This is a genomic window from Massilia rubra (assembly GCF_011682065.1).
GTDB classification, from domain to species: Bacteria; Pseudomonadota; Gammaproteobacteria; order Burkholderiales; family Burkholderiaceae_D; genus Telluria_A; species Telluria_A rubra.
On the sequence record NZ_VUYU01000027.1, the window covers coordinates 36,387 to 57,336 of the forward strand.

General features: G+C 65.2%; 18 protein-coding genes. 16 read left to right on the forward strand and 2 right to left on the reverse strand.

The genetic code is table 11. The annotated features are described in order from the left end of the window. Positions 1–19: 19 nt before the first annotated feature. The 5 genes from odhB to F0185_RS27705 all read left to right on the forward strand — a co-directional run bounded on the left by odhB (position 20) and on the right by F0185_RS27705 (position 5,049). Positions 20–1,291, forward strand: a complete 1,272-nt coding sequence (gene odhB, locus F0185_RS27685) for a 2-oxoglutarate dehydrogenase complex dihydrolipoyllysine-residue succinyltransferase (protein ID WP_167230291.1) — start codon at positions 20–22, stop codon at positions 1,289–1,291. A gap of 60 nt (positions 1,292–1,351) precedes the next feature. After that, positions 1,352–1,687: a PspC domain-containing protein gene (locus F0185_RS27690; protein WP_166881087.1), complete on the forward strand. Its 336-nt coding sequence runs from the start codon at positions 1,352–1,354 to the stop codon at positions 1,685–1,687. 16 nt (positions 1,688–1,703) lie between these two features. Next, positions 1,704–3,137 (forward strand): dihydrolipoyl dehydrogenase, encoded by a 1,434-nt coding sequence (lpdA, locus tag F0185_RS27695; RefSeq protein WP_167230294.1) that lies wholly within the window; start codon positions 1,704–1,706, stop codon positions 3,135–3,137. Between the two features lie 68 nt (positions 3,138–3,205). Beyond that, positions 3,206–4,303, forward strand: coding sequence for a cell division protein ZapE (gene zapE, locus F0185_RS27700; protein ID WP_167230297.1), 1,098 nt, complete (start codon positions 3,206–3,208; stop codon positions 4,301–4,303). 44 nt (positions 4,304–4,347) lie between these two features. After that, positions 4,348–5,049, forward strand: a complete 702-nt coding sequence (locus F0185_RS27705) for a hypothetical protein (RefSeq protein ID WP_167230300.1) — start codon at positions 4,348–4,350, stop codon at positions 5,047–5,049. Between the two features lie 180 nt (positions 5,050–5,229). On the opposite strand, the gene F0185_RS27710 is transcribed toward F0185_RS27705, so the two are convergent. Beyond that, a complete protein-coding gene (locus tag F0185_RS27710) occupies positions 5,230–6,036 on the reverse strand; it encodes a PP2C family protein-serine/threonine phosphatase (protein ID WP_167230302.1) in 807 nt (268 codons plus the stop codon). 222 nt (positions 6,037–6,258) lie between these two features. Between F0185_RS27710 and F0185_RS27715 the strand changes: the two genes are divergently transcribed. The 4 genes from F0185_RS27715 (at position 6,259) to F0185_RS27730 (ending at position 11,400) form a co-directional block, all read left to right on the forward strand. Further along, positions 6,259–6,459: a YdcH family protein gene (locus F0185_RS27715; protein ID WP_166881122.1), complete on the forward strand. Its 201-nt coding sequence runs from the start codon at positions 6,259–6,261 to the stop codon at positions 6,457–6,459. Between the two features lie 28 nt (positions 6,460–6,487). After that, positions 6,488–8,569 carry a DNA repair helicase YoaA gene (yoaA, locus tag F0185_RS27720; RefSeq protein ID WP_167230305.1) on the forward strand — a complete coding sequence of 694 codons (2,082 nt, stop codon included), beginning with the start codon at positions 6,488–6,490 and terminating at the stop codon, positions 8,567–8,569. A gap of 3 nt (positions 8,570–8,572) precedes the next feature. Beyond that, on the forward strand, positions 8,573–10,423 hold the full coding sequence (locus F0185_RS27725) for a DUF885 domain-containing protein (protein ID WP_167230307.1): 1,851 nt from the start codon (positions 8,573–8,575) through the stop codon (positions 10,421–10,423). 137 nt (positions 10,424–10,560) lie between these two features. Next, positions 10,561–11,400 (forward strand): DUF6159 family protein, encoded by an 840-nt coding sequence (locus F0185_RS27730; RefSeq protein ID WP_167230310.1) that lies wholly within the window; start codon positions 10,561–10,563, stop codon positions 11,398–11,400. Between the two features lie 79 nt (positions 11,401–11,479). On the opposite strand, the gene F0185_RS27735 is transcribed toward F0185_RS27730, so the two are convergent. Then, positions 11,480–12,460: an NADPH:quinone oxidoreductase family protein gene (locus tag F0185_RS27735; RefSeq protein WP_167230313.1), complete on the reverse strand. Its 981-nt coding sequence runs from the start codon at positions 12,458–12,460 to the stop codon at positions 11,480–11,482. A 183-nt stretch (positions 12,461–12,643) separates the two neighbouring features. Here F0185_RS27735 and F0185_RS27740 point away from each other — a divergent pair, with 183 nt between their 5' ends. The 7 genes from F0185_RS27740 (at position 12,644) to rlmD (ending at position 20,899) form a co-directional block, all read left to right on the forward strand. Beyond that, the gene (locus F0185_RS27740) at positions 12,644–13,252 is read left to right on the forward strand and encodes a toll/interleukin-1 receptor domain-containing protein (protein WP_166894132.1); all 609 of its coding nucleotides are present in this window, start codon (positions 12,644–12,646) and stop codon (positions 13,250–13,252) included. Between the two features lie 10 nt (positions 13,253–13,262). Then, on the forward strand, positions 13,263–15,653 hold the full coding sequence (locus tag F0185_RS27745) for a tetratricopeptide repeat protein (protein WP_167230316.1): 2,391 nt from the start codon (positions 13,263–13,265) through the stop codon (positions 15,651–15,653). Positions 15,654–15,731: 78 nt separating this feature from the next. Beyond that, positions 15,732–16,469, forward strand: a complete 738-nt coding sequence (surE, locus tag F0185_RS27750) for a 5'/3'-nucleotidase SurE (protein ID WP_167230319.1) — start codon at positions 15,732–15,734, stop codon at positions 16,467–16,469. Continuing rightward, complete coding sequence (locus F0185_RS27755) at positions 16,466–17,365, forward strand: protein-L-isoaspartate(D-aspartate) O-methyltransferase (RefSeq protein WP_167230322.1); 900 nt, start codon at positions 16,466–16,468, stop codon at positions 17,363–17,365. Before surE ends, F0185_RS27755 begins: the two co-directional genes overlap by 4 nt. 77 nt (positions 17,366–17,442) lie before the next feature. After that, the gene (locus F0185_RS27760) at positions 17,443–18,396 is read left to right on the forward strand and encodes a peptidoglycan DD-metalloendopeptidase family protein (RefSeq protein ID WP_167230325.1); all 954 of its coding nucleotides are present in this window, start codon (positions 17,443–17,445) and stop codon (positions 18,394–18,396) included. A 46-nt stretch (positions 18,397–18,442) separates the two neighbouring features. Continuing rightward, positions 18,443–19,474, forward strand: coding sequence for an RNA polymerase sigma factor RpoS (rpoS, locus tag F0185_RS27765; protein WP_167230328.1), 1,032 nt, complete (start codon positions 18,443–18,445; stop codon positions 19,472–19,474). A 72-nt stretch (positions 19,475–19,546) separates the two neighbouring features. Beyond that, complete coding sequence (rlmD, locus tag F0185_RS27770; protein ID WP_370664079.1) at positions 19,547–20,899, forward strand: 23S rRNA (uracil(1939)-C(5))-methyltransferase RlmD; 1,353 nt, start codon at positions 19,547–19,549, stop codon at positions 20,897–20,899. Positions 20,900–20,950 lie beyond the last annotated feature (51 nt).

A 20,950-nucleotide genomic window follows, 5' to 3' on the forward strand; every position in this document is an offset into this window, starting at 1 on the left:
ACAATACACGGAGTTTTACATGGCACAAATTGAAGTCAAAGTCCCAGTTCTGTCGGAATCGGTAGCGGAAGCGACCCTGCTGTCGTGGCACAAAAAAGTCGGCGAGCCAGTTGCGCGCGACGAAAACATGATCGACATCGAGACCGACAAGGTCGTCCTCGAACTGCCTGCGCCGAACGCCGGCATCATCACCCAGATTCTCAAGGCCGACGGCGCGACCGTCGTCGCCGGCGAAATCATCGCCATCATCGACACCGAAGCGTCGGCACAAGTGAGCCCGCTGCAGATCTCCAGCGCCCCTGTGCAAGCCGCGCCTGCCGCCGCCGATCCGGTTGCCGCAGCGATCAACGCGATCGCATCGAAATCGAACGTCGCCATGCCGGCCGCCGCCAAGCTGCTGGCCGATAACAACCTGACCACCTCCGACGTGGCCGGCAGCGGCCGCGATGGCCGCGTGACCAAGGGCGACGTCCTTGGCGCGGTAGCGGGCGGCGTCAAGCCAGCCGCTCCGGCACCAATGGCAGCACCTGCCGCGCCGGCCAAGGCCCCGCTGCAGCAGATCGCAGCGCCTGCCGCCGCCAACCTGGGCGATCGTCCGGAAGAGCGCGTGCCGATGAGCCGCCTGCGCGCCCGTATCGCCGAGCGCCTGGTGATGTCGCAGTCGACCAACGCCATCCTGACCACGTTCAATGAAGTGAACATGCAGCCGGTGATCGACCTGCGCAACAAGTACAAGGACAAGTTCGAGAAAGAGCACGGCGTCAAGCTGGGCTTCATGTCCTTCTTCGTCAAGGCCGCTGTCGCCGCGCTGAAAAAGTACCCGATCATCAATGCCTCGGTCGACGGTAACGACATCGTCTACCACGGCTACTTCGACATCGGCATCGCGGTCGGTTCGCCACGCGGCCTGGTGGTGCCGATCCTGCGCAACGCCGACCAGATGTCGATCGCCGAAATCGAAAAGAAAATCGGTGAATTCGGCCAGAAAGCCAAGGAAGGCAAGCTGACCCTGGACGACCTGACCGGCGGTACCTTCTCGATCTCGAACGGCGGCACCTTCGGTTCGATGCTGTCGACCCCGATCATCAACCCGCCGCAGTCGGCCATCCTGGGCGTGCACGCGACCAAGGACCGCGCCGTCGTCGAAAACGGACTCGTTGTGGTGCGTCCGATGAACTACCTGGCGATGTCGTACGATCACCGCATCATCGACGGCCGCGAAGCCGTCCTGGGCCTGGTCACGATGAAGGAAACGCTGGAAGATCCGGCGCGTTTGCTGCTGGACCTGTAAGCCCGAAGCGTGCGCTCGCTTGCAGAGCGTGCTTCGCCCTTGTTTTGGATGGGTGGATAATTGAATATCTCCGACGAAATCAAGCGTTTGCACGAACTGCATCAAGCCGGCGCGCTCTCCGACGCCGAATTTTCACAGGCCAAGGCACGCCTGCTGGCCGAGCAAGAGCGGGCCAGCCTTGGCCCCGGTCCCGGCAACGGCGACCTCGCCAGCGAGTTCTCGCGCCTGCGCCGCACCCGCGGCGACCGCTGGATCTCGGGCGTGTGCGGCGGCCTGGCCAGGGTATCGGGCATGGATGCCTGGGTATGGCGGCTGGTGTTTACGGTCTTTACCCTGTACTTCCTGCTTGGCCTGCTGATCTACCTGCTGATGTGGGTATTCGTACCAGAAGAATAAATCAAGGGAATCAATAATGAGTGACGCAAAACAATTCGACGTGGTTGTCATCGGCGCCGGTCCTGGCGGCTACATCGCCGCCATCCGTGCCGCGCAACTGGGTTTCAAAGTGGCCTGTATCGATGAATGGTCCAACGCCAAGGGCGCTCCGGCGCCGGGCGGCACCTGCACCAACGTCGGCTGCATTCCATCGAAGGCGCTGCTGCAATCGTCCGAGCACTTCGAGCACGCCGGCCATGCTTTCGCCGAACACGGCATCGATGTCGCCGGGCTGTCGCTGAACCTGCCGCAAATGTTGAAGCGCAAGGACACCGTCGTCAAACAAAACAACGACGGCATCCTGTTCCTGTTCAAGAAAAACAAGATCGCCTTCTTCCACGGCCGCGGTGCGTTCTCCGGCGCCGCCGAAGGTGGCTACCAGGTCAGCGTCACCGGCGCCAACGCCGACACGCTCGCGGCCAAGCATGTCATCATCGCCACGGGTTCGAACGCGCGTGAACTGCCAGGCGCGCCGTTCGACGAAAAACTGATCCTGTCGAACACCGGCGCACTGACCATCGACGCCGTGCCGGCCACCCTCGGCGTGATCGGCGCCGGCGTGATCGGCCTGGAAATGGGCAGCGTATGGCGCCGCCTGGGCGCCAAGGTCACCGTGCTGGAAGGCTTGCCGACGTTCCTCGGCGCGGTCGACGAGCAGATCGCCAAGGAAGCGCACAAGCTGTTCACCAAGCAGGGCCTGGCGATCAACCTGGGCGTCAAGATCAGCAAAGTCACCGCCGGCGCGAACAACGTCACCGTGGACTATGCCAACGCCGCGGGCGAAGCGCAGAGCGCCGTGTTCGACAAGCTGATCATCTCGATCGGGCGCGTGCCGAACACCATCGGCCTGGGCGCGGACAGCGTCGGCCTGAAGCTCGATGAGCGCGGCTTCATCGCCGTCGACGACGACTGCAAGACCAACCTGCCGAACGTATGGGCGGTGGGCGACGTGGTGCGCGGCCCGATGCTGGCCCACAAAGCCGAAGAAGAAGGCGTTGCCGTGGCCGAGCGTATCGCCGGCCAGCATGGCCACACCAACTTCAACACGATTCCGTGGGTGATCTACACCTCGCCCGAAATCGCGTGGGTTGGCCAGACCGAGCAGCAGCTCAAAGCGGCCGGCGTGGCCTACAAGGCGGGCACCTTCCCGTTCATGGCCAATGGCCGTGCGCGCGCGCTGGGCGACACCTCGGGCATGGTCAAGTTCCTGGCCGATGCCACCACCGATGAAATCCTCGGCGTGCACATCGTCGGCCCGATGGCGTCCGAACTGATTTCGGAAGCGGTCGTCGCGATGGAATTCCGCGCATCGGCGGAAGACATCGCCCGCATCTGCCACGCCCACCCATCGCTGTCCGAAGCGACCAAGGAAGCCGCGCTCGCCGTCGACAAGCGTACCTTGAACTTCTAAATAAGTACCCCGCCGGGCGCGCCGAAGCATTGCAGCGGCGCGCCCGGCATTCTGTATTGCCTCCCCAAATGAATGTCCAAGAGTTCTACCAGCACGCCTTATCCCAACGCGGCTTTACCTCGGACGAGGCGCAGCAACGCGCGGTCGACCGCCTGCAGCGCGCCTACGAGGAGTGGGTCGAATTCCGCTCGCAGCGCTCCTCCACCTTCAAGCGCCTGATCAACCGCCCGGACGTGCCGCGCGGGGTCTACCTGTGGGGTGGGGTAGGGCGCGGCAAGTCGTTTTTGATGGACAGTTTTTACTCGGTGGTGCCGGTGGTGCGCAAGACGCGCCTGCACTTCCACGAATTCATGCGCGGCGTGCACCGCGAGCTCGATGAGCTCAAGGGCGTGGCCGACCCGCTCGACGAAGTCGCGCGCCGCATCGCCAAGAAATACCGCCTGATCTGCTTCGACGAATTCCATGTCTCGGATATCGCCGACGCCATGATTTTGTATAATTTGCTGACCGCCTTGTTCAACAACGGCGTGTCCTTCATCATGACGTCGAACTACGATCCCGACCTGTTGTATCCGGACGGCCTGCATCGCGACCGCATGTTGCCGACCATCGCCCTGCTCAAGGACAAACACGACGTCATGAACGTGGACGCCGGCATCGACTACCGCAAGCGCGCACTGGAACAGGTCGAGAGTTACTACACGCCCTTGAACGCCGCCTCCGACGCGGCCCTGCGCACGGCCTATGCGCGCATCGCCGAAACGGCCGACGAAGACCCGCGCATCCGCATCGAAGAGCGCGAAATCCGCGCCCTGCGCCACGCCGGCGGCATCATCTGGTTCGATTTCGCGACCCTGTGCGGCGGACCGCGCTCGCAGAACGATTATCTCGAAATCGCCAGCCGCTTCCACACCGTGGTGCTGTCGGGGATTCCGGCCATGTCGGCGGCGCAGTCGTCCGAGGCGCGCCGGTTTACGTGGCTGATCGATGTCTTCTACGACCACAAGGTTAAACTGCTGATGTCGGCTGCCGTGCCGCCGGAAGAGCTGTACACGCAAGGGACGCTGTCGAACGAGTTTCACCGCACCGTCTCGCGTATTATTGAAATGCAGTCGCGCGAATACATGGATGCGGAGCGGCGCGGCGCGGCCGACTCGCTTTCCTGACCCATTTCCTGACCCTTCGCCGACCCGCCCACAGGACACTGAACATGAACAACCGCCTTGCTTTCCCCCTGATCCGGCTTGCCGCGCTGGCGCTGGCCGCCGGCCTGGCCGCCTGCACGCCCGGCCTGCAGCCGACCAGCATGGCGCCCGAGGTGCCGCTGACCACGACCCTGGAACAGGCCGCGCTCAAGCTCGACCAGGTGCGCGCGCAGCGCGCCGCCACCGAAGCGCGCTACGCCAACAGCGAAGTGACTTGCTACGACAAGTTTTTCGTCAACGACTGCCTCGATGAGGCGCGCGAATACCGGCGCGTGACCCTGGCCTACCTGAACGCGGTGGAAGACGAAGCCAAGCATTTCCAGCGCAAGGCCTCGGCCGACGCGCGCGACGCGGCGGTGGCCGAATCGGTGCGCGTGGCGGAAGCGGAAGAAGCGCGCCTGGCGGCCAATCCGACCCCGGCGCCGGTGGCGGCGCCGCCGAAGGTGAAGGGGCCGTCGACGAAGCCGACCCTGGAAGCGCGCCAGGCGGCCCAGGCGGCCAAGCTGGCGCGCATCGCGGCGCAAGAAAGAGCGGCCGTGCCGGAACGCGCGGCCAACGCCGAAGCGTTCGAGCAGAAGCGCATCGATTCGGAGAAGCGCCAGCGCAAGGTCGAAGAGAAGAAGGCGGCCAGCGCCAGGAAGGCGGAGAAGGCGGCGAAAGACGCCGAGGCGGCGGCCAAGCCGAAGGAAGTGAAGATCTCCAAATAGTTTGATCGCTATCGTTCCAAAGCTAAGCTCAGCACCGTCGTTCCCGCGCAGGCGGGAACCCAGGTTTGCTTAGCCGCCGGTTGCGCCAAACACTTGGGTTCGCGCCTTCGCGGGAACGACGGGATAGTGGCCGGGAACGACGAGTTAGCGGACGTAACGGGTATGGCGCGGCACGCCGGCTTACACCGCCCGGCGCATCCGTTCCACCGTGTAGTTCGGCACTTCCTTGGGCGGCTTGACCAGCTTCACAATGGCCATGGTGCAGTTGCCGCCCTTGCCCTGGGCGCGCTCCACCGCCTTGTTGATCAGCAGTTCCGACGCCTGGCGCGGCGTGTTCTTGCTGGTCACCGCGCCAAGTTCGGCATCCGTAAAGAAGTGCCACAGCCCGTCCGACGCCAGCAGGAAGGTGTCGCCGGCGGCCAGGTTCTCGTGGTGGCCGACAGCGACGAACGGCTCCTTGCGGCTGTTGCCGAGCACATTGAACAGCAGCTTGGAGTGGCGGTGGTTCTTGGCCGATTCCAGCGGCAGCTTGTCTGTGCCGACCAGGTGCTCGATGTAGGGCACGTCGCTGGTGCGCACCACGCACTCGGCCCGCACGAAGCGGTACAGGCGCGAATCGCCCACGTGCGCCCACACCGCCGTGCCCTTGGGCGTGATGACCAGTCCCACGAAGGTCGCATGCGGCTCGCTGGTGCTGGTCATGGCGGTGAGCTTGAGCACGGCGTGCGTTTCGAGCACAATGTCGCGCAGCAGCGCCTGCAGGCGCTCGATGCTCGGATCGTCGCCCGGCTTGAACAGGTCAAATTGTTGCTTGGCCGTCAGCAGGGCCTGGTCCGACGCCGCCGAACCGCCGGAAACGCCGTCGGCCAGCACCGCCATCATGTAGCCGGGCGCGCGCGCGCCGGTGAACAGGGCGGTGCGGTTGGTCTGTTCCGGCCGGTTGCCAATGTGTTGCGCGGTACCGGCTTCAATCTTGTATACGTTCATATGCTTGGGGTAATGTCCTGGCTGCGTTACCATACGGCTCTCGTGGCTGCCGTATTCTATATTGTTGGCTGCAACGACGCCGTAGATTAAACTATGCACTGAGTATGCTGCTTGTTGCAAGCAGTGACTATTTTCTGCGCGACAAAAATTGTTTCAGATTGTATGCGTTTTTTTGCTGCAGTTGATGAAATTTTTGAAATGAACTTGTCTGGAATGCCACACATGAACGATGACCAAACTATCCAGCGCCGCCTGATCGAACTCGATGTGGAACATCGCGACCTGGATGCTGTCATAGACATGTTGACCCTGGACGGTCACCACGACCAGTTGCAGCTGCGCCGCCTCAAAAAGCGCAAGTTGCAACTGAAAGACCATATTACCCTGTTGAAAATGCAATTAGTGCCTGATGTTCCGGCCTGATCCGTCTTCGCTTCTCTGAAATGCCACTTTGACCGACCCTCTCATTGAGCCCGGCGCGCTACGCGACGCGTCAGGCGACGCGCTACGCGACGCGCCTCCTCCTGACGCCCAAGGCGAACCCTCCGCGCCGGCGCAGCCGGAAGGCAAACACGATGCCGAAGTCGACCGCCTGTTCAGCGCGGGCGGCCCGCTTGCGCCTTCCGTCGGCAGCTTCAGCCCGCGCCGCTCGCAGACCGAGATGGCCAAGTCGATCGCCCAGGCCATCGCCGACCAGAGCACCCTGATCGCCGAGGCCGGCACCGGCACCGGCAAGACCTTCGCCTACCTGGTCCCGGCGCTGCTGTGGGGCGGCAAGACCATCATCTCGACCGGCACCAAGAACTTGCAGGACCAGTTGTTCTTGCGCGACATCCCGACCGTGCGCGCCGCCCTCAAGGCGCCGGTCTCGGTGGCCTTGCTCAAGGGCCGCTCGAACTACGTCTGCCACTACCATCTGGAACGCACCCTGCAGAACGGGCGCATGACCTCGCGCGACGATGTCGGCAACCTGCGCGAAATTTCGCGCTTCATCAAGATGACCAGTTCGGGCGACAAGGCCGAACTGGCCAAGGTGCCCGAAAACGCGCAGATCTGGAACCTGGTCACCTCGACCCGCGATACCTGCATGGGCGCCGAGTGCCAGTATTACCAGGATTGCTTCGTGATGAAGGCGCGCCGCGAAGCCCAGCAGGCCGATGTGGTGGTGGTCAACCATCACCTGTTCTTCGCCGACGTGGCCTTGAAAGACACCGGCGTGGCCGAACTGCTGCCGTCGGCGAACACCATCATCTTCGACGAAGCGCACCAGTTGCCCGACACGGCCACCTTGTTCTTCGGCCAGACGGTGTCGACCTCGCAGATCCTGGAACTGTGCCGCGACGTGCTGGCCGAGGGCTTGGCGCATGCGCGCGGCGGCCCGGACTGGGCCAAGGTGGTGATGGTGGTCGAAAAGGCCGCGCGCGACCTGCGCCTGACTTTCCCGCAAGACATCATGCGCCTGTCCTTGGCGCAGATCATGCCGTCGTCCGAGTTCTTTCCTGCGCTGAACACGCTCAAGGAAAAACTGGCCGAGATGATCGACGTGCTCGAAGACCAGGCCGCGCGCGCCGAGACCATCGAGCAGGTGAGGGTGCGCGCGGTCGAGCTGGCCGCCGCGATCGATGGCTGGAAGCAGGACGGCAAAGGGAAAGTGGTCGAAGGCGACCAGGCCGTGCTGTGGGTCGAGGCGTTTTCGTCGTCCCTGCAACTGCACAAGACGCCGCTGTCGATCGCGCCGATCTTCAACAACCAGCGCGAAGGCACGCCGCGCAGCTGGATCTTTACCTCGGCCACCTTGGCGGTCAAGAACGACTTCAAGCATTTCTCGAACCAGATGGGCTTGACTGGCGAGCCGGCCAAGACCTGGCCGAGCCCGTTCAACTACGAGCAGCAGGGCTTGCTGTACGTGCCGAACGGCTTGCCGGAACCGAATTCCTTCGGCTACACCGACGCCGTGATCGATAGCGCGCTGCCGGTGATCGAGGCGGCCGGCGGGCGCACCTTTTTCCTGTGCACCACGATCCGCGCGGTCAAGCAGGTGTCCGAACGCTTGCGCGACGAGTTCGCCAAGCGCGGGCTCGACTTTCCGCTGTTCGTCCAGGGCGAGCGCGGCCGCACCGAATTGCTCGACTCTTTCCGCAACGCCGGCAACGGCGTGCTGGTCGGCTCCCAGAGTTTCTGGGAGGGCGTGGACGTGCGCGGCGATGCGCTCTCGCTGGTCATCATCGACAAGCTGCCCTTCGCCCCGCCCGACGACCCGGTGCTGGCCGCGCGCATCGACGTGATGGAAAAGCAGGGCTTGAACGGCTTCATGCACCACACCTTGCCCGAGGCGATCATCAACCTCAAGCAGGGGGCAGGGCGCCTGATCCGCGACGAGACCGACCGCGGCGTGCTGATGATCTGCGATCCGCGCCTGATTTCCAAGTCGTACGGCAAGCGCGTGTGGCAGAGCCTGCCGTCGTTCAAGCGCACCCGCCTGCAGGAAGACGTGATCGCCTTTTTCAAACCACCTCAAGAACCCCAGGACTAAGCCATGACCGTGCTGCGCTCGCTGTTACTTTCCGCCTTGCTGGGCACGACCGCGGCCGCTGGCGCGGTCGGCCAGGCCGTTGCCAACGCCCCCGCCCCGGTCCCCGCGCCACCGCCGCTGGCGGCCGAGGCGACAGCGGCCAACAATCCGGCCAACAATCCGGCCGCGCAACTGTCGCGGCTGGCCGAGCGCTATTACGAAGAGCAGGCGCGCTATGAACCGATCAACGCCACTTTTTCGGGCGACAACCGTTTCGACGACCTGCTGCCGATGACCCTCGTGCCGTCGGTGCGGGCGCGCCAGTTCGCCATGCTGCACGAGGTGCGCGACGAGCTGGCCCGGATCGACCGCAGCAAGCTCGCGCCGCTCGACCTGACCACCTACGACATCCTCGGTTTCGAAGTCAACAACCTGTTGCGCTTCGAGCCGCTCAAGGACTACCTGCTGCCGATGAACCACATGGACAGCCTGCCGGTGCTGCTGGCCAATTTTGGCGCCGGCGACGGTTCGCAGCCGCTGGCCACCGTGGCCCATTACCAGGCTTACCTGAAACGCATCACGGCGCTGCCGCAGTGGACCGACGCGGCGATCGCCAATATGCGCAGCGGCATCAAGCAGGGCGTGGTGCTGCCGAAGGCGCTGGTGCAGTCGCTGCTGCCGCAGATCAAGGCGCTGGCCGCCGCGACGGTCGACAGCAGCGCCTTCTCGGCGCCGGCGCGCGCGCTGCCGGCCGGCTTTTCCAAGGGCGAGAAGGCGCGCATGACGGGCGCCTACCGCGAAACGGTGCGGGTGCAGGTGCTGCCCTCGCTACGCAAGCTGGCCAGTTTCCTGGAAACCGAATACCTGCCGGCCGCGCGCGAGAGCGCCGGCTGGGGCAGCCTGCCCGACGGCGGCAACTGGTATCGCGCGTGGGTGGCCTCGCAAACGACCAGTACGCTCGCGCCGGAAGAAATCCACCGCATCGGGCTGGCCGAGATGACACGCATCAATGCCGAATTCACCAGGCTGGCGCCGAAACTCGGCTACACCGGGGCGCCGGCCGGCTTGCCGCGCTGGCTGGCGCAGCAAGCGAAGTATCGTCCGTTCAAGACCGAGGAAGAGGTGCTGCAAGCCTACCGCGCGCTGAACGCGCGCATCTTGCCGATGCTGCCGCGCCTGTTTGCAAGCTTGCCCAAAGCGCCGCTGGAAATCCGCGCCGAGCCGCCGCTGTCGCGCGATGCCGCCTCCGACCATTACACTGCCGCCGCCGCGGGCGGCTCGCGTCCGGGCATCTTCTGGGCCGTGATTCCCGATCCGGCCAAGTACGCCAGCACGCGCATGACCTCGCTGTTCCTGCACGAAGGCTATCCGGGCCACCATTTCCAGTTGTCCAAGCAGCAGGAGCTGTCGATTCCCAAGTTCCGCAAGTTCGGCGGCAACAATGCGTATGTCGAAGGCTGGGCGCTGTACGCCGAATCGCTGGGCAAGGAAATGGGCTTGTACGAGGACCCGAACGCCTACGCCGGCCACCTGATGCTCGACATGATGCGGGCGGCGCGGCTGGTGGTCGATACCGGCTTGCACGCCAAGGGCTGGACGCGCGAGCAGACCATCCGTTTCCTGGTCGACGAGGCCGGCAATACGGAAGAAGACGCGCGCAACGCGACCGAGCGCTACATGGCGTGGCCGGCCCAGGCGCTCGGCTACAAGGTGGGCGCACTGAAAATCATGGAACTGCGCCAGCGCGCCCAGACCGCGCTGGGAGACAAATTCAGCCTGGCTAAATTCCATGACGCGGTGCTGTCCGACGGCACCTTGCCGCTGGCATTGCTCGAGACCAAGATGAACGCCTGGATCGCGCAGCAGGCCCGCTGAAGGTTGTTGTTAAGCGTCAATTAGTTGATCAAGAAAGCAATTTATTGATAGATTGATACGATAGGGTGTGATACTTTGTGCAGTAATTCCCATAAGAAATATTTTCTTGTGTATTTACTATCAAAGGAGTCCCACTCATGTTCGACCGTTTCAAGCGCAGTTTCGATCTCGTCAAGGCCAGCGCCGCCGTCCTGCGCCAGGACAGCCACCTGCTGATGTTCCCCTTGATTTCGGGAGCGGCCTCGCTGGCCGTGGTGTTGTGTTTCATGTTGCCGGCCTTCGGCCTCAGTTCGCTCGACGGCTTGAGCGAGAGCAACGGCGCCTGGTATTCGCTGGCGTTCTTGTTCTACATCAGCCAGTACTTCGTGATGTTTTACTTTAACGCCGCGCTGGTGGGCGCCACCATGATCCGCATGGATGGCGGCGCGCCCACCCTGGGTGACGGCCTGCGCATCGCCAACAGCCGCTTCGGCACCATTCTCGGCTACGCGGTCATTGCCGCGACCGTGGGGGTGATCCTGCGCGCCATCCAGGAACGGCTCGGCTTCGTCGGCCGCTTCATCGTCGGCCTGATCGGCGTGGGCTGGACCGTGGCCACCTTCCTGGTGGTGCCGGTGCTGGTCGCGCGCAATACCGGTCCGATCGAATCGATCAAGGACAGCGCCACCCTGCTCAAGCAAACCTGGGGCGAAAACGTGGTCGGCCAGTCCGGCATGAGCCTGTTCTTCGGGGCGTTGATGATGCTGGTGGTGACGGTCACCCTGGCCGGCGTGGGCCTGGGCGTGAATGTCGGCAGTTCCGGCCTGGCCATCGCCTTCGTCGTGCTCGGCGTGCTGGCCTCGCTGGTCATCTTGCTGATCCATAACGCGCTGTCCGGCATCTACGCGGCCACCTTGTACCGCTACGCCGCCAATGGCAACGCCGGCAACGGTTTCGACCAGTCCGTGCTCAACAGCGCGTTCGCACCGAAGGCCTGATTTTCCGGTACGATAAAGGCGGGTAGCGGCGCGCAAGCGTCGCCACCGGCCGCCGCCGCGTTAACGGCGCTTATGCCTGTTACGCCTGCGGCAATATCACGACCTTGCCGGTGACCTTGCGCGCGGCCATGTCGTTCAAGGCTTGCGCGGTCTGTTCCAGGGTGTAACGACCTGAGATGCGCGGACGGATCTTGCCTTCGGCCAGCCATCCCATCAGTTCGCGCATGGCCGCCAGGCTGGCCTTCGGTTCGCGCTTGGCGAACTCGCCCCAGAATACCCCCATCAGCGAGGCGCCCTTGAGCAAGGTCAGGTTCAGCGGCAGCTTGGGAATCTCGCCATTCGCAAAGCCCACCACCAGGTAGCGTCCGCGCCAGCCGATCGAGCGGAACGCCGGTTCGGCATACACGCCGCCGACCGGGTCGTAGATCACATCCGGACCCTTGCCGTCGGTGGCGGCCTTGATCGCTTCGCGCAAGTCTTCGGTCGCGTAGTTGATGGTGGCGTCGGCCCCGTGCTCGCGGCACACCGCCAGCTTCTCGTCGCTCGAGGCCGCCGCAATCACGCGCGCGCCGAGCGCCTTGCCGATTTCGATGGCGGCCAGCCCGACCCCGCCGGCCGCGCCCAGCACCAGCATGGTTTCGCCGGCCTTGAGCGCGGCGCGGTCGACCACCGCGTGGTGCGAGGTGCCGTAGGTGAGGGTGATGGCGGCGGCGGTGTCGAAATCCATGCCGGGCGGCATCGGCATGACGGCCTGGGCCGGCACCACGATCTGCTGGGCAAACGCGCCCTGGGCGGAAAACGCGATCACCCGGTCGCCCACCTTGACGTTGGTGACGCCCTCGCCCAGCGCCGCGACCACGCCCGACAGTTCGCTGCCGGGGGTGAAGGGCAACTCCGGCTTGAACTGGTACTTGCCCTGGATAATCAGCACGTCGGGGAAATTGACCCCGGCCGCCTGCACCTCGACCAGCACCTGGCCCGCTGCCGCCACCGGGGCGGCCACTTGTTCCACTACCAGGCTGTCGGGCAGCCCCCACGCTTTGCAAACCACGGCTTTCATTGGTGTCTCCGATGAGTGTTATTCAAAAATAGTACGACCGTATGATTTTTGATTATGCCTCAATTTTCCGCGCGCGGGGCCGGACGGCCCGGCCATTTGCGCGGGCGCAAGGTCGTGTCCGTCGCGCTTGTTAAAGTCGACAGCGCGAGCGCGCTGGTGGGACCACAGAACAGGGAGGCTGACATGGCAATCCGTTACGGCTGTTTCTTTAGTTACGCCCACGGCCGCTACGAGCTGATGAACCGGTTCAAGGCTTCCCTGTCCGATGCCATCCGCTGCTATCTGGAACCCTATTTTGACAATGAAGACGAGTTGTTCATTGACACCGAACAACTTGGCGGCGGCGACGACCTGGACCGCCGCATCGCGCGCGCCCTGTGCGAGAGCGTCACCATGATCCTGATCTACACCCCCAAATACGAGGCGCATGGCTATACGCGGCGCGAGTACGCGGCGATGCAGGCCATCGAGGCCGAGCGCAGCCAGTGGTATGCCATGCCCAGCCATCTGATCATTCCGGTGATCATGACCATGCACCCGGTGCGCCTGCCGCCGCAGATCGCGGCATCGAGTTTCTACGTGGATTTTTCGCGTTTCTCGTTGGCCACGGGCGACCTGAAAGCGCATCCGGATTTTCTGCCGGACATCAAAAAGATCGTGGACCGGATTGTCATCCATTATCAGTATCAAAAAAAGTACACGCCCGTCGGCCATGACTGCAACCAATTCGTGCTTCCCGATGTCCCACCCGAGTGGCGCGATCTGCCGGATCTGTCTTTTCCGAAAAAATAAGAGGAGCAACATGGAAATCCAACGCCTTACCCTGCCGCCGCGTTCCGGTCCCGGCGACGTGACCACCTTTTACTCCTTCGAGAGCGCCAGCGCGCGCAGCGTGGCCCTGGCGACCATGGCGCTGCTGCTGGCGGGGCGCCAGGGCGCCACCGTGCCGGTGCTGATGATCGATTTCGACACCGAGTCGCCCGGCCTGCACCATTATTTCGAGCGCCGTGGCGAGCGGCCCGGCGTGCTCGAATATTTCCAGGCTTGCCGCGAGCAGTTGCGCGTGCTCGGGCGCGCCCATCCGGCGCGCACCCCGCGCGCGGCCGCCGGCGACGACCCCGACGGCTTCGATGACATGGCGCTGGCGCGCCAGGTGCTCGAAGCGGTCGACTGGGAACCGTTCGTCGAGCGGGTCGATCACAGCCGACCGCTGTACCTGATGCGCGCCGGCAACTTCGACGACAGCTACGGCGAACGTGCCGACCAGTTCGACTGGGATGGCTTGTTCCAGCTCTGTCCGGCCCTGTTCCGCTGTTTCGGCGAGTTCATGGCGCAGCGCTTCGCCCACGTGCTGGTGGACGCGCGCAGCGGGCGCTCGGCCGCGGTCAGCATCTGCACCACCTTGCTGCCGCGCCGGCTGGTGACGGTGTTTACGCCGACCCAGCGCAGCCTGGACGGCCTGGCCGGCGTGGTCACGCGCGCCATCGAGTACCGCTGCAGCCACGAGCAGGAGCAGCGCCCGCTGCTGGTGTACCCGCTGCCGGCCGCGATCGACAGCGCCGACAGCGCGCGCCGCCTGCTGTGGCGGCGCGGCGATCCGCACAAGGCGGTGGCCGGCTACCAGAGCACGATCGAACAGTTGCTGCGCCAGTGCTACGGGGTGTCGCGGGTCTCGCTCGACAGCTATTTCGACGAAGTCCAGCTGCCCCAGCTGCACCCCATGGCCGGCGCCGAGCAACTGGCCCACGGCGGCGAACGCGACGCCGACCGCTTTTCGCTCACGCGCACCTTCGACACCTTGCTCGACTGGTTTCTCGGTAACTATTTTCCCTGGCAATCGCTGGCCGAAGTGCGCCTGGCCAGCGCCATCGGCGCGGCGCGCGCGCGGCTCGGTGGTGGCGTCAACCTGGCGCTGTCGCTGCCGCTGGCGCGCGACCTGCACCAGTTGGGCGTGCTGTACCGCAACGCCGGGCGCGCCGCGGAAGCCATCGCCTGCTTCGAAGAGAGCATCGGCCTGCGCCAGCGCCTGCTCGGCGACGAGCACGCCGACACCCGCGCCGGGCGCGCCCAGCTGGCCGTCCTGCTGCGCCACGACGGGCGCCTGGCCGAGGCCCAGTTCCTGCACGAACTGCTGCTCGACGATTGCGCGCGCCTGCTCGGCCCCGACCATCCCGATACGCTCGCCGCGCGCGCCGCGCTGGCCGCCACCGTGGCCCGGCGCGGCGATGCCGGACGGGCGCTGGCGCTGCACGAGCAAGTCATCGACGCCAGCGAGCGCCTGTACGGCGCGGCCCACCTGCACACCCTCGACTGCCTGGCCGAACAGGCGGGCACCCTGGCCCGCCACGGCGAGTACAGCCGCGCGCGCATGGTCTACGAGCGCGTGCTGGACGGGCGCGAACGCTTGCTCGGCAGCGAGCACGACGCCACCCTGCGCTGCGCCCAGGACTTGTCGACCCTGCTGCGCGAGCTGGGCGACCTGGGCAACGCGCGCAAGCTGCAGGAAGGCGTGGTGGCGGCGCGCGAGCGCCATGCCGGCCCCGACCATCCAGCGACGCTGCAGGCGCGCGAATTGCTGGCCGAAATCATGGCCGCCCAGAGCGACCTGGCCGGCGTGCGCGCGATGCTCGAACTGCTGGCGCGCAGCCGCGAGCGCAGCCTGGGCGCGGCCCATCCCGACACCCTCAGCAGCCAGTTGCGGCTGGCCTCGACCCTGAGCCAGCAGGGCGAGCTCGACGCGGCGCGGCGCCTGCGGCAAAAGCTGGCCGGCGCCGATCCCGAGACGGCGCAGGGCAAGGGCGCGCCGGCCGCGGCCTTGTCGCATGCGGGGCAGGGCGGCGCCCGCCCCGGCGCGGCGCGCCTGGACGGCGGCACGCGCCCGACCAGCATCCTCGACGCGCCGCCCGACAGCAGCGGCGCCGACACCCTCAGCCACAAGCTGGCGCAGTTGCAGGAACTGATCGACACGGGCAGCGAGCGCGAGGCGCGCGCGCTGGCCGACAGCCTGCGCCAACCGGTGCTGCGCCGCCACGTGCCGCCGCCGCTGCGCAGGCGCGGCATGGCCCTGATCCGCCAGGTCTATTTGCGCCACAACGACAAGGATGCCTTGCTCGCCTTCGCCCAGGACGAGGTGTCGTTTTTGCAGGAAGCGCTCAATGACGCCGTCGGCGGGCGTCCGGTGAGCACGCAGTAAGTGTTTCTGGCGTGCACCGCGCATAAAATGTTGGTGCGGGGCCAGCGTGAGGCTCATTGCTTCAGGTAAAATCTGGGGATGAGAATTCTTATCAGCAATGACGACGGCTACCTCGCCCCCGGGATCGAAGCGCTGGCCAACGCGCTCGCGTCGGTGGCCGAGATTGTCGTCGTGGCGCCCGACAGCAACCGTTCCGGCGCCTCCAATTCGCTGTCGCTGGACCGTCCGCTGTCGGTGCAGAAGGCCGCCAACGGCTTTTACTTCGTCAACGGCACGCCGACCGACTGCGTGCACGTGGCCCTGACCGGCATGCTCGACTACCGGCCCGACCTGGTCGTCTCCGGCATCAACAATGGCCAGAACATGGGCGACGACACCTTGTATTCGGGTACCGTGGCGGCGGCCACCGAAGGCTATCTGTTCGGCATTCCGGCGATCGCCTTTTCGCAGGTGGCGCACGGCTGGGAGCACATCGATGCGGCGGCCCGGCTGGCGCGCGACATCGTGCTGCGCCGCTTCGACGCCTTGCCGGCGCCCTACCTGCTCAACGTGAATATTCCCAACCTGCCCTACGAAGCGCTGCGCACGGTGCGCGCCACGCGGCTGGGCAAGCGGCACCAGGCCGAACCGGTGATCCGCGCGCGCGACCCGCGCGGACGCGAGATTTTCTGGATCGGCCCGCCGGGCGCCACGCGCGACGCCGGCGAGGGCACCGATTTCCACGCCACCGCGCAAGGCGAGGTGTCGGTCACCCCGCTCCAGGTCGACCTGACCCACCGCGACCAGCTGGCGCTGCTGTCGCGGTCACTGGCATGAGTGACAAGCCCGACAAACGCAGCACGTTTCCGCTGCCGCTGTCGTCGGTGACCGGGGACAAGCGCGCCAGCGCGGCGTTTTCCCCCATCAAAGTGGCAACCCCGCAAACGGCCACCCGCAACGCCGCCGGCAGCGGCGCGCAGGGCGGCCAGGGCGGCGCCCACAATTACGTGGCGCGCGTGGGCGCGGCGCCGTCCAAGGCGCACAGCGAGGCTTACCAGCGCGCCCAGCCGCTGCCGGTGATCGCGCCGCGCCCCGACACGGGCGTGTCGGACGCGATCCGGCGCGCCATGGTGGCGCGCGTGGCCAAGCAGGGCGTGCAGGACGGGGTGGTGCTCAAAGCGCTGGAAAACGTGCAGCGCCACCGCTTCATCGAACCGGCGCTGTCGGCCCAGGCGTATGTAGACGCCTCGCTGCCGATCGGCCACCACCAGACCATTTCGCGCCCCTACATTGTGGCGCGCATGCTCGAAGTGCTGCGCAACGGCAAGCCACTGAGCCGCGTGCTCGAGATCGGCACCGGCTGCGGCTACCAGGCGGCGGTGCTCTCGCACATCGCCAAGGATGTGTTTTCGGTCGAACGGATTCGTCAATTGCACGAGCTGGCCAAGACCAATCTGCGCCACCTGCGCATCGTGAATCTGCGCTTGCACTACGGAGATGGTATGCTAGGCTTGCCCCAGGCCGCCCCGTTCGACGGTATCATTCTGGCTGCGGCCGGTCTGGAGGTGCCGCAGGCACTGCTGGAGCAGCTCAGCGTGGGTGGTCGCCTGGTCGCCCCGGTGGGCGCGCAGGTCCAGCACTTGCAGCTGATCACCCGCACCGGCAAGGCCGAATGGATGAGCGAGACCCTGGAAGGCTGCCACTTCGTGCCGCTGCGCCCGGGCACCGCTTAAGCGTTCGCCTGCGTTCGCCCGCCTGCGCCTCGTGGCGCGCGCCTCCGCTTACAGAACACGACACACATAACATGAGAATGAAATACACAAGCCATCTTCCCCTGCTGCTCCTGACCCTGGGCTTGCTCAGCGCCTGTAACACCGCTCCCCGCCGCCCCGCACCCGTGATCGACCGCCTGCCGGCCGCCGACAACCGCGCGCCGCGCTCGGCCGACGAACCGAAGGATGAACGCGGCATGTACACGGTGCGCAAGGGCGATACCCTGATCCGCATCGCGCTCGACCATGGCCAGAATTACCGCGACATCGTCGAATGGAACAAACTGTCGAACCCGAACGACATCAAGGTCGACCAGGTGCTGCGTGTGTCGCCTCCCGATAGCAAAGGCGACAGTAGCGGCGTGGTCACCAGCAAGATCGACATGCCGCCGCCGTCCGAGCCGAAGACGCCGCCGGCGCCGGTGGTAGTCAAGAAGAGCACGCCGCGGGCCGACAAGCGCGCCTACAGCGACAGCGCGCTGGCCGAACTGCAAAGAGGCGAGGGCGGCGCCCCGGCCAGGGTGGAGCCGAAGGTGGCCGAGAAGCCCGATCTCCATCCGCCGGCCATCACCGTGGCGCCGCCCCCGGCCACCGTCAGCAACCCGATGGCGGCCTCGGACGAGGAAAAACTGAGCTGGATGTGGCCGTCGGACGGCAGGATCGTCGCCACCTTCGACGAAGGCAAGAACAAGGGCATCGATATCGCCGGCAAGGCGGGCCAGCAAGTGATGGCGGCCGGCGCCGGAAAAGTCATGTATGCGGGCAGCGGCATCCGCGGTTATGGTAATCTGGTGATTGTGAAGCATAGCAACAGCCTGCTGTCCGCCTACGCCCACAACCGCTCAATCGTGGTCAAGGAAGGGCAAAGCGTCACCAAAGGCCAGATGATCGCCGAAATGGGCGATTCGGATGCCGATTCTGTCAAGCTGCACTTCGAGATCCGCCAGCAGGGCAAGCCGGTCGATCCTTCGCGTTTCCTGCCTAACCGCTGAGAAATTATCGCCGGCTGACGACCGACACCGGCACCGTGGATCTTTCATGACGCATTCGAGCTACCAGCAGGGCGACGATCCGGGTCCGGATGATTTTCCGGACGACCCGGACGAGGCCGCGCTCGAGGCCGATATCGATATCGACCCCGAGGCCGATGCCGGCCCCGACGCCGACAGCGTGCCGGTGGCCGGCGCCGTGCTCGAAAGCGTCGATGAGCTGAAAAAAGTGCTGGCGGCCGAGCTCTCGACCGATACCACCCAGCACTATCTGAACCAGATCGGCATGCGCGCGCTGCTGACCGCTCCGCAGGAAGTCCATTTCGCCACCCTGGCCAAGGCTGGCGACTTTTCGGCGCGCCAGACCATGATCGAGCACAACCTGCGGCTGGTGGTGTCGATCGCCAAGCATTACATCAACCGCGGCGTGGTGCTGCTCGACATGATCGAGGAGGGCAACATCGGCCTGATGCGCGCCATCGACAAGTTCGAGCCCGAGCGCGGTTTCCGTTTTTCGACCTACGCCACCTGGTGGATCCGCCAGAGCATCGAGCGCGCCATCATGAACCAGGCGCGCACGGTGCGCCTGCCGGTCCACATGGTGCGCGAGCTGAACCAGATCCTGCGCGCCAAGTACCACCTCGAAGCCCAGCACCGCAACGGCAAGGATGCCAGCGCCGAAGACATCGCCCACCTGGTCGGGCGCCCGGTCGAGGAAGTGCAGGATATCCTGGCCCTGTCCGAGCACGCCACCTCGCTCGACGCCCCGCTCGACAACGATCCCCAGTCGAGCCTGATGGACATGCTGCCCGGCGACGCCGACGATGGCCCCGACAGCCGCGCCGAGCACCACGAAATGACGGTGCTGGTGCGCGACTGGCTCACCCGGTTGCCGGACAAGCAGCGCATCGTGATCATGCGCCGTTTCGGGCTCGACAACGACGATCCGGCCACCCTGGAAACCCTGGCCGAAGAGATGGGCGTCACGCGCGAGCGGGTGCGCCAGATCCAGCAGGAAGCGCTGGTCAAACTGAAACGGGCGATGGCCGCCCGTGGCGTGGTGCGCGATTCCTTGCTATGATGCGCGCGGGCTGACACGGCTGCGCGCCTCCTCCTTTTCCCCATTCAACCTCTTTTTGCACACGCCCAGCGCGTGTATTTCGCCATGCAAGACACCATTCTCGACATCAAATCCCTGGACATGGACGCCCGCGGCGTCGGCCACCTCGCCAACGAGGACGGCTCGCCGGGCAAGGTCATCTTCGTCGAGGGCGCCTTGCCGGGCGAAAAAGTCAGCTTTTATACGTTCAAGAAGAAAAAGAACTGGGAAGCGGCGCGCATGACCGTGCTGCACAAGGCCTCGTCGATGCGGGTGAGCCCGAAGTGCCCGCATTTCGACAATTGCGGCGGCTGCTCGATGCAGCACCTGGAGCCGTCGGCCCAGGTGGCGATGAAGCAGCGCGTGCTGGAAGATAACCTGTGGCACATCGGCAAGGTCAAGCCGGGCAATGTGATGCGCCCGATGTACGGCCCGACCTGGGGCTACCGCTACCGCGCGCGCCTGTCGGTGCGCCATGTTGCCAAAAAAGATACGGTGCTGGTCGGTTTCCACGAAAAGCGCTCGGCCTTCGTCGCCGACATGAGCGACTGCAAGATCTTGCCGCCGCACGTGGCCGCCATGTTGTTGCCGCTGCGCGCGCTGGTGGGCGCCTTGTCGATTTTCGACCAGATGCCGCAGATCGAAATCGCGGTCGGTGAAGAGACCACGGCGATGGTCTTGCGCATCATGGCGCCGCTCACTGGCGCCGATGAAACGCTGCTCAAAAGCTTTGCCGACCAGTGGAACATCCAGTGGTGGCTGCAAACCAAGGGGCCGGAAACGGCCGCGCCGTTCTATCCGCTGGACAAGGAACTGTATTACACCCTGCCCGAGTTCGGCGTGAAGATGCCGTTCAAGCCGGTCGATTTCACCCAGGTCAACCATCACATCAACCGGGTGCTGGTCGGCAAAGCGCTGAACCTGCTGGACGTGCAGCCGGACGACCGGGTGGCCGACCTGTTCTGCGGCCTGGGCAACTTCACCTTGCCGCTGGCCACCCAGGCCAGGGAAGTGGTTGGCATCGAAGGCAGCACCACCCTGACCGAACGGGCGCTGTCGAATGCGCGCGCGAACGGCTTGTCGGAAAAGACCAGTTTTTCGACGCGCAACCTGTTCGAGGTCACGGCCGAAGACCTGGTCGCGCTCGGCAAGTTCGACCGCATGCTGGTCGACCCGCCGCGCGACGGCGCCATGGCGCTGGTGCAAGCCCTGGCGGCCCTGCGCCTCAGCCATCCCGAGATGCTGCCCAAGCGCATCGTGTATGTCTCGTGCAGCCCGTCCACCCTGGCGCGCGACGCCGGCATTTTGACGCACGAGGCGGGCTACGCCCTGAGCAAGGCCGGCGTGGTCAATATGTTCCCGCACACCTCGCACGTGGAATCGATGGCGGTGTTCGACCTGGTGTAAGCGCCGCCGTCCGCACGGTCGTCAGGCAAACAGGTTGCTGGGTGCGGACGT

Excerpts from the sequence above, each read along its gene's own strand:
- odhB (WP_167230291.1), top strand. The coding sequence starts at position 20 with ATGGCACAAATTGAAGTCAAAGTCCCAGTTCTGTCGGAATCGGTAGCG.
- lpdA (WP_167230294.1), top strand. The coding sequence starts at position 1,704 with ATGAGTGACGCAAAACAATTCGACGTGGTTGTCATCGGCGCCGGTCCT.
- zapE (WP_167230297.1), top strand. The coding sequence starts at position 3,206 with ATGAATGTCCAAGAGTTCTACCAGCACGCCTTATCCCAACGCGGCTTT.
- F0185_RS27705 (WP_167230300.1), top strand. The coding sequence starts at position 4,348 with ATGAACAACCGCCTTGCTTTCCCCCTGATCCGGCTTGCCGCGCTGGCG.
- F0185_RS27710 (WP_167230302.1), bottom strand. The coding sequence starts at position 6,036 with ATGAACGTATACAAGATTGAAGCCGGTACCGCGCAACACATTGGCAAC.
- F0185_RS27715 (WP_166881122.1), top strand. The coding sequence starts at position 6,259 with ATGAACGATGACCAAACTATCCAGCGCCGCCTGATCGAACTCGATGTG.
- F0185_RS27725 (WP_167230307.1), top strand. The coding sequence starts at position 8,573 with ATGACCGTGCTGCGCTCGCTGTTACTTTCCGCCTTGCTGGGCACGACC.
- F0185_RS27730 (WP_167230310.1), top strand. The coding sequence starts at position 10,561 with ATGTTCGACCGTTTCAAGCGCAGTTTCGATCTCGTCAAGGCCAGCGCC.
- F0185_RS27735 (WP_167230313.1), bottom strand. The coding sequence starts at position 12,460 with ATGAAAGCCGTGGTTTGCAAAGCGTGGGGGCTGCCCGACAGCCTGGTA.
- F0185_RS27740 (WP_166894132.1), top strand. The coding sequence starts at position 12,644 with ATGGCAATCCGTTACGGCTGTTTCTTTAGTTACGCCCACGGCCGCTAC.
- F0185_RS27745 (WP_167230316.1), top strand. The coding sequence starts at position 13,263 with ATGGAAATCCAACGCCTTACCCTGCCGCCGCGTTCCGGTCCCGGCGAC.
- surE (WP_167230319.1), top strand. The coding sequence starts at position 15,732 with ATGAGAATTCTTATCAGCAATGACGACGGCTACCTCGCCCCCGGGATC.
- F0185_RS27755 (WP_167230322.1), top strand. The coding sequence starts at position 16,466 with ATGAGTGACAAGCCCGACAAACGCAGCACGTTTCCGCTGCCGCTGTCG.
- F0185_RS27760 (WP_167230325.1), top strand. The coding sequence starts at position 17,443 with ATGAAATACACAAGCCATCTTCCCCTGCTGCTCCTGACCCTGGGCTTG.
- rpoS (WP_167230328.1), top strand. The coding sequence starts at position 18,443 with ATGACGCATTCGAGCTACCAGCAGGGCGACGATCCGGGTCCGGATGAT.